This window comes from Legionella pneumophila subsp. fraseri, assembly GCF_000586315.1.
In the GTDB taxonomy this organism is placed as follows: Bacteria; Pseudomonadota; Gammaproteobacteria; order Legionellales; family Legionellaceae; genus Legionella; species Legionella pneumophila_B.
In genome coordinates this window covers 1-8,124 of the sequence record NZ_JFIM01000049.1, presented here as the reverse complement: position 1 = coordinate 8,124, position 8,124 = coordinate 1, and the positions used below count along the sequence as shown (strand labels likewise).

The following is an 8,124-nucleotide window of genomic DNA, read 5'->3' as shown; positions in this document are numbered from 1 at the left end:
CTTGAAAAACCGGTAACTGTCAGATCAAGTTTGAACTACTACAATTATGAAGCCATAGAAAATCCACATTGATTTACTTTGCTCCAAAATTGTTCCCATCGCCCCGTAGAATGAGTTAATGCTCTTAAACTTAAAATAATACCAGCTCCCTTATCTTTCCATTGCATCCCTGATTGACCAAGACGTTGTTTTACGATTGTTTTGCAAGCAGCTTCAGTCACTCCTGAGCCAATTGGATAATTTAAAGCAACACTTTCAGCATAATTCATCCTTGATTTTTCAATATTATTTGTAAAATAAGTAATGGCTGCTCTAAGCGATTTTTGTTTTATCTCTCGATTTTTTTTAGAATGACTCGTTTTTGATTTTTCCTTGATGCTGTAGTCAATTTGTTTTAGCAATAGGCCTTTTATTTCATTATCCGAATTGCTGGAAACCCAGATAATAGGTTGATCATTCAAAATATTCTGTTCAAATTTTTTCATTTCTTCTAATATCAGTTTAGCCGAACCCATCGTATGCTTTAGTTCATGGCAGCGATCATCTAACCATCGCTTCCTCTCAATAGGCAATGAAAAAATAGTATCTGCAACGTCGGCCAGGTATTCTGTTGCATGATAAAAATCGAGTATTTGCTTATCAGTGTGTTTGATTAAGTAATCCCAATTATCGTGAGCCCCATCTGCGACACCTATTTTGACAGCCGAAGGATATAATGCAATTGCCCGTTCAATTTCTCTTGTTAAACGGGCTTTAAACGTTTCTTTCCCATACTCAGGTGCCGCTGCAATATACATTGTATGCTGTCTTTCACCCATGTTGTCATATAAAGCTATTGTACCAACCATCGCTTGGCGATAATGACCACCACACATCAACATGCAAGTACCATCTAGACCGATTGACATCGTTGTGATCATCGTATCTTCTATGTTAGGCACCGTATAGCTCCAAGTTTCCTCTTTGATTTGCACAACACTTCCAACTGCTTCTGCTAGGCGCTGCAGAACCCTATGTGATACAGCACGATGATGATTTCGTGCTAAGTCCTTTTGGACTGCCGGAGCAGAAAGATCTGACATTTTATGACTGACCTGTGAAGCAAACCTCGGTGTTGATGTGAGAATTATTCGAGCATCGCGTTCTAACGGACAAAAGGTTGCCCCTCCTGAGGAGGTTTGATAAACATGCCTAGGTACTGCAATCTCACCATAGGGCGTTTGATACAACTTCAATACTTGTCCTTTCGTTGTCATTTTTACAGAGCCAAGTTGAATGGCTTCACCATCTGTGTCAAATTTTTTTAACAGCTCTTCTGTCGCTATACAGCCGGCTTGATTTAGCTCGTCCTGGATCACGTTTTCTGAGTCCAGCATCGATCTTGTAAATGGTATTGTTATCTGTAAAGTGATAAATTCGTTTGACTATGCGATAATAGATACTGCCATGACAATACAGTCCTTGTAACAAAAGAGGGCATAATATCAGATTATTTTATAGTTAACATCAAGTTACATTGTTAGAAAAATTTGGCTATCATTCTATCACCGCGGAAGCGAACAATTACTATGAAACGCTGGGATGTGGGACAAATGCTGGATATTGGCCGAACGCTTTTCGCTAAAATCCATCGTCAAAAAAAACATGCACATCACAATCATGACATTCACTTTATGGCACGAGAAATAGACGATTGGCTACCTCAAGGCGTTGATGCAATAATTGAAGGCAGTTATACACCACGTTGTTTAAAACGCTACTATTTTCAAGATGAAATGGTTGACCAATTGCATTTGTCAGACCGCATTTTTCAGCATATTTTGCTTAAATAACTAAAGCCAACATTTAAACATGTGATGAATCCGAACTGTTATCATCTCGATGGACCAACTGGCGTTAAATATGCAACACAGCGCATCAAAAAAGTACTAGATGAAGAAAAGCCACTGTTTGTTATACGTGCTGATATAAAATCCTTTTATAAATCTATCCCTCACTTTAAGTTGATTGCGGATATCCAAAAGTATTACCACGACCCAAAACTATTGGCGATGCTAGAGGCCATTATAACGAATCCAATCGAGGCACCCCGGGGATATAAAAACCCTATTCATGGCATTGCGCTCAGAGGACCACTTTCGCAGTTTTTTAGTGGTATTTACCTTAAGCCACTAGACGATGCTTTTTTAAATACATCGGTCCATTACTTCAGATTTTAGGATGATGTGCTGATTTTGTGTAAAAGCAAAAGACAAATGAATCGCTGCCGACAGCGCATGATGGACATATTAGGTGAAAGACGTTTAAGTCTATCGCGCAAAAAATCGGGCATGGGCCTCATAAAAAACGGCTTCCATTTTCTCGGCATTAACTATTCTCTGACGCAACCGGAGAATAACACCAAAGCAACGCGCACCAAAGATGTTCTATATTTAAACAATATAAAGGAGGGGGTAGAAACATTTTCGGGACATCAAAACGATACGGGAATCAACATCACTCCGCATCCAACGACATTGCGCAAAGCAAGAATAAAGGTACAGCAAATGGTAACTATTGGATTATCTACCAACCGCATCAGGCGCTACCTGCATCAATTTTTACTTTGGTGGACAAAAACATCTGGAACTTGGACATATCAAGAACTTATCAAATGGTTTATCGAATCTTGCTGGGATAACGTCCCATCGGCCTTCGCCAATGGGTTGTTACAACATCAGTTCATAAAATTACACACAGAGACGTCGCTGATTGACGTGGCTGCATAAGTTCTACAAGTTTGCTGTTTTTGTTTGACATAAGCTTCGATATACAGGGCTCCATGCCTGCGACCGTCTTCCGCCACACTCCAATGCCCCACGCCATATTCATACCCCAACCCGGAACAAGAGTCAACAGCGGAAGTAATAGGAAATGAACAACCAACGAAACGAAAATTAAAATGTCGCTGTAATTTTTCTTTTTTTTCATTAATGTAGAAAATCCCCTGCGCAAAGGCTTGTCTGTCACACGCCGGTAGCCCTCGCTGAATATACCCTATCACCTGTCGCCAAAATAAATCACATTTGTCATAGCTTCTTCCAGCTTTTATCAACGTATCAAACGCCTTGTCATAGACTTCAAATGCCTTCAGCAAGGTCGCATAATTAAAATGCATGCCGCGATGAATCTCTCGTGGCAAAAAGTGTTTTCGGAAGTCTTCTAATACATGCTGTAATGGACTGTGATGATTGAAATCCAAGTTCAACGCAGCAGTAACATCTTCATTCTTGCTCTCTATAATGATTTGAAGCAACGGACCAAAATCAAACGCATTTTTTTCATCTAACATCTGCTCAATGCCAGTCTTAAAACGCGCATATTGTTTTAATCGCGCCTTGTCTCCGCCTTCAAATTTTTTAAAATATTCATCCATCATACCTGCCATCTCATCATCACCGGCACCAAGGGCACACTCGTACGGCGTTACACGCACAATCGTGTTACCAGCAGGGTCTTCAACGTTTCCTGCTTCTAGCAATAAGCGTGGATTCTTTTCTAACATCCCTTTAACTTGCTCTAATTCGCCGAAAGCGACATGATGTAATAAGGTCGCAATATCACTGTTAGGAACATCGCCAATATTACTAATCAGGTTAATAATAGGTTTGGGCGTGCGGGTATTATATAAAATAGTTCCCTCGCGTTTACGGATTAACAGCAGGGTTTCAATTTGGTCACGGCTTAGCATACAGGAATTCTCGATTGTTAAAGATATAATTGAGTGAATATTGTACTTTATAAGTAAAAATAGATCAATAATGGTATTGTTTTAATCTTAATAGCAATAGCTTATTATACGGGAGGACGGGAACAGTTTTGGGGAAAAATAAGTCAATATGGGTTTTATATGGCTGCTTAAATAACATTATTTAGACGCAGCACCCGCCATTTATTATAAAAATTTGTATAATAATCACGATTTTTTGCCAATTTGGAATAAAAGCCGACTGAAGAATTATTAATAAAGATATGGCCATTGACTTCTGCTACGACCACGATTGACGTAGCAGAAGTCAATCGTGGTCGTGATTTTTTCCTGGATTGCTGTAATTAATTCTTCAGTTGTTGACGGTAAATTTAGCTCTTTGGAAAAATGATTCATAGTTCCTAAAGGAAGAACGCCAAGAACAACAGAAGTATTGGTACACCATTGCGCGGCACTCCGAACAGTACCGTCTCCACCCCCTATTAATAGTAAAGGATATTTTGAGCAACAATCCTGAATGTAGTTTTCCAGTTGTTGAGGGTCTGCTTCGCATAATTGATAATAACCGCAATGTCTGTCATGAAGCTCCCCAATATCCTGGTTACTTAAAGTTTAGGTTACATTCAAAAATTATAGTAAGACAACATGGGATCCCGTCAGACATTTTAATTTTGTTAACTTGTGTAGGCATGAAAGACAGATTTTTTGAGAGTTCAATTAGTTAAATACAATAAAAAGTCTACACTTCTATTTTATAGGGACATTAAAGTTAATTAAGGATAATAACGTGAATTTTGATAAGTTATATCAGCATAAGGTATGCACTGCTGAAGATGCAGTTAGGCTGATTCCCCAAACGTCAGTGATTTCAATGGGGATGAGAGTGGCAACTCCCCCTGCCTTATGTCAAGCCTTATCCCAACGAGCAAAAACAGGCGATTTAAAAGAAGTAAAAGTTTATTATCTTCGGTGTGGCGATGTTGCTTTGCGGACTATTTTTCAAGAAGATGTACTTCATATTATCAAGCCTTATTCATCCATGATGTCTAAAGGAGAGGTTTTGCTGGCCCAGCGTGGTTATGAAAAAGGTAAAAAATATATAAATTTTGTACCAATTAGCTTTAGTCGGTATCCTGAAACTATTAAATCAATTACCAGACTGGACGCATTTATTGTTACTGTTGCGCCAATGGATCAATATGGTTTTTTCAATTTTGGTACGAATGGTGATTATGCAATTGAACTGGCACGTTATGCTGATCGACTGATTGTTGAGGTTAACGAGAACATGCCCAGAACAGCTGGTTCTACTTTAGTACATGTCAGTGAAGTAGATGCCATTGTTGAAAATACAACTTCTTTAATTGAAGAACCTTCAAAGCCGGTAAGCGAATTAGATAAGCAAATGGGTCAATATATTGCTTCTTTAATACCTGATGGTGCAACCATTCAAATGGGAATAGGCGGGGTGCCAAATGCCGTATGCGAGCAATTAATCAGCCATAAAAATCTCGGTATTCATACTGAAGTTATGACAGCAGGGATGATCGATTTAATTAAGCAAGGCGTCGTTACGAATACCTATAAAACATTGAACCCGTATGTGAATGTGTTTACATTTGCTATTGGTGACAGGCCGCTTTATGATTTCATTAATAATAATCTATCCATGGTGTGTCTGCCTGTTTCCTATGTTAATGAACCCACGATTATTGGCAAGAATCACATGATGACTTCGATTAATGCCTTTATTGAAATTGATTTTAGTGGGCAAGTGAATGCTGAATTTATCGGCCATCAGTTCTCAGGCGTAGGAGGGCAGCTTGATTTTATTCGTGGTGTGCATTATTCACCAGGTGGAAAAACCATTATTGCAAGTAGTTCGACAGCAAAAAATGGTACAGTGTCAAGAATTGTACCTAGATTAGCTACTGTTGCTACTGACACACGTCTAGATATTGATTATGTAGTTACTGAATATGGGGTAGCCCAATTAAAAGGACGTTCTACGACTGAAAGAACACATCAGTTGATTAAACTTGCTCATCCTGCGTTTCGTGATGAATTAATACATCAAGCCAAACAACAGGGTTTTATTTAAGGATAATTACCATGGACTTATCAACCTCTCCAGCCATTTTATTTACTCCTGCCAATAAGCCTGAGCTTTTTGATAAGGCTTTAGCGACTGGAGCTGACAGTCTTATTTTAGAACTTGAAGATGCTGTCCCTCCAGAGGAGAAAGAGCAGGCGAGGTGTAATGTTTTGCATTTTTTAGCAAGTAAAAATTTTGCTAATTTGCCCATTATCATTCGTATTAATCATATCACAAGTGACTATGGGCTTTCTGACTTACTGGCCTTGAGGCAATCTAATGTTCCCTTTGATGCCATTTTATATCCTAAGGCTGAAAGTCCAGATGAATTAAAGCTTATTTACGACATTCTTCATCTTGAAGCTAAAAAAATTAAATTATTTGCCTTAATTGAAACAGGAAAAGGGATGAGCCAACTGAGGTCAATTGTTACTAATTCTCCTGTTTCCGGCATTTTCTTTGGTGCTGCAGATTTTGCAGCCGATCTTGCGTGTCATTTGAGTTGGGATTCTCTGTTATTTGCTCGCGCACAGATTATACAAGCAGCCAGCTTGACTAAAATAGCAGCTATCGATTCGCCATTTTTTGATTTTTCTGATGAGGAAGGGCTTATTGATGAAACTATCAAAGTAAAAGAGCTTGGGTTTAAGGGAAAAATGGCTATTCATCCTAAACAAATAGCGCCTATAAAACAAAGTTTTGCTCCTACTGCTGAGCAGATCGATAGAGCAAAAAATATTGTGGCTTGCTTCGAACAAGCGAAAGGAAAAGCCTGCCAATATAATGGAGAAATGATTGACACTCCTGTTTACAAGCATGCGCAGCAGGTACTTAAATTGGCAGAGAGTATAAAAGGAAAAAGTCATGAATAATCAAAGTTATGTATCAGTTGGAAATAATCGTATAAGAGAGGATTTTGGTTTTTACTTTGAGGATTTCACTATTGGTCAAATCATAGAGCACCGACCAGGTCGAACAATTACGCAAAATGACAATATCTGGTTTACTTTGTTGACTATGAATACCGCTCAGTTGCATTTTGATTCTCATTATGCCGAACAAACAGAATGGAAAAAACCTATAGTGGACAGTACTTTTACCTTGGCTATTATCACAGGCATGACGGTTAATACTATTTCTAAAAAAGTTGTAGCGAATCTTGAATGGGATAAGGTTAAATTATTAAAGCCAGTTTTTGAGGGTGATACCATTTATGCTGAAACTGAAATTAAAGCCAAACGTGAATCAAAATCAAGACCCACTCAAGGTGTTATCACTGTAGAAACAAGAGGTATGAATCAGCATAAAGAAGTGTTTATGTCTTTTGAGCGTACGGTGTTAGTTTATAAACGGGGTGGTGCTCCTGATTATTCTATTTGATTAAATTGATTCGTAGGAAATCAGCAAATTTTGCAAATACACGACTTCCGAGAGCGGCTGAACAATAGTCAATTTGTCTTCTAAAAACAAGCTCATTCTTCAAACTATCGATGTCATTTCACCCTGATTTGTGGAGTATGATGATTATGAAACCAAATGACTTGTCCATAGTCTAGTTTAATTAGAATTTTAGTTGTCCACCTTTTTCTTTTTGCATTTCAGCGTCTGGATCTTTGGGAATACTCTCCTTAAGTGCCAGATTTCTCTCAATTGTAATGAGTTTTTTCTGGTCATCATAAGCTTTTATTAAATCTCCTAACTCATAATCATAGGTCGCTTTAATATTTTTTACTGGCGATGAAAAACCAGCCGCTACCTTTGCTGCCAAATCGATTGACTCTTTGGTTTGTCCTGGTTGTATTATTACTCTCGGTTGCTCTCCAAATAGCCATTTTGAGAATATATTTGGAGTATAAATCTGGATAGTAGCTTGTGCGGATGTTTGCTTATCCGTTAACGTTATTGTTCCCTTATATCCAGTGAAATAACTTAACCACGATTTTGGCCGATCTACAGTTGCTTGAACATGATCACCTATTCCTGGGAAAATGTTATTGATGTTTACATCCGTTGAATGTAAGAATGAATCCAGCTTTTTAAAAGTGGAGTCTTTATTGAGAGTGGTTGAAACAAGTTCATATCCCGGGCTGGTTTTAACGAAATTCAACTCAAAGGGCCTTGCTTTAATTTCACTATATATTTTCTCTAAAAATTGGACATCAAAATCTCCACCATTATTAGTCCCTCTCAGATTTCTTTTAAGTCCATCCAGAGTCATTTTATTTTTCTCAGGTATACTTGCGTATTCCGGAGGACTTGATCACTAATTCCGTTAGGCATT

The 8,124-nt window shown here is 38.3% G+C and carries 8 protein-coding genes and 1 pseudogene; 5 read left to right on the top strand and 4 right to left on the bottom strand.

Annotation, left to right across the window (positions count from 1 at the left end):
- Positions 1 to 44: 44 nt before the first annotated feature.
- Positions 45 to 308, bottom strand: a pseudogene (locus tag CC34_RS1000000117465) (ISKra4 family transposase); the annotation flags it as partial.
- 1,260 nt (positions 309 to 1,568) lie between these two features.
- On the opposite strand from CC34_RS1000000117465, the gene CC34_RS1000000117460 reads away from it, so the two are divergent.
- Positions 1,569 to 1,832, top strand: a complete 264-nt coding sequence (locus CC34_RS1000000117460; protein WP_063720020.1) for a hypothetical protein — start codon at positions 1,569 to 1,571, stop codon at positions 1,830 to 1,832.
- A gap of 423 nt (positions 1,833 to 2,255) precedes the next feature.
- Positions 2,256 to 2,768 (top strand): hypothetical protein, encoded by a 513-nt coding sequence (locus CC34_RS1000000117455; protein WP_129894882.1) that lies wholly within the window; start codon positions 2,256 to 2,258, stop codon positions 2,766 to 2,768.
- Here the strand turns inward: CC34_RS1000000117455 and CC34_RS0109980 are convergent.
- Both CC34_RS0109980 and CC34_RS1000000117450 read right to left on the bottom strand, forming a co-directional pair.
- Complete coding sequence (locus CC34_RS0109980) at positions 2,717 to 3,730, bottom strand: hypothetical protein (RefSeq protein WP_027228583.1); 1,014 nt, start codon at positions 3,728 to 3,730, stop codon at positions 2,717 to 2,719. The genes CC34_RS1000000117455 and CC34_RS0109980 overlap by 52 nt on opposite strands.
- A gap of 270 nt (positions 3,731 to 4,000) precedes the next feature.
- Positions 4,001 to 4,267, bottom strand: a complete 267-nt coding sequence (locus CC34_RS1000000117450; RefSeq protein ID WP_229310348.1) for a diacylglycerol/lipid kinase family protein — start codon at positions 4,265 to 4,267, stop codon at positions 4,001 to 4,003.
- Between the two features lie 268 nt (positions 4,268 to 4,535).
- On the opposite strand from CC34_RS1000000117450, the gene CC34_RS0109970 reads away from it, so the two are divergent.
- Genes CC34_RS0109970 through CC34_RS0109960 form a run of 3 tightly spaced genes read left to right on the top strand, consistent with a single transcriptional unit; the run spans position 4,536 to position 7,223 of the window.
- On the top strand, positions 4,536 to 5,849 hold the full coding sequence (locus CC34_RS0109970) for an acetyl-CoA hydrolase/transferase family protein (protein WP_027228582.1): 1,314 nt from the start codon (positions 4,536 to 4,538) through the stop codon (positions 5,847 to 5,849).
- 11 nt (positions 5,850 to 5,860) lie between these two features.
- Complete coding sequence (locus CC34_RS0109965; protein WP_027228581.1) at positions 5,861 to 6,715, top strand: HpcH/HpaI aldolase/citrate lyase family protein; 855 nt, start codon at positions 5,861 to 5,863, stop codon at positions 6,713 to 6,715.
- Positions 6,708 to 7,223, top strand: a complete 516-nt coding sequence (locus tag CC34_RS0109960) for a MaoC/PaaZ C-terminal domain-containing protein (protein ID WP_027228580.1) — start codon at positions 6,708 to 6,710, stop codon at positions 7,221 to 7,223. Before CC34_RS0109965 ends, CC34_RS0109960 begins: the two co-directional genes overlap by 8 nt.
- Before the next feature lie 181 nt (positions 7,224 to 7,404).
- Here the strand turns inward: CC34_RS0109960 and CC34_RS01000000116410 are convergent, their stop codons facing one another.
- Complete coding sequence (locus CC34_RS01000000116410) at positions 7,405 to 8,061, bottom strand: Sec7 domain-containing protein (RefSeq protein ID WP_231957877.1); 657 nt, start codon at positions 8,059 to 8,061, stop codon at positions 7,405 to 7,407.
- Positions 8,062 to 8,124: the final 63 nt, after the last annotated feature.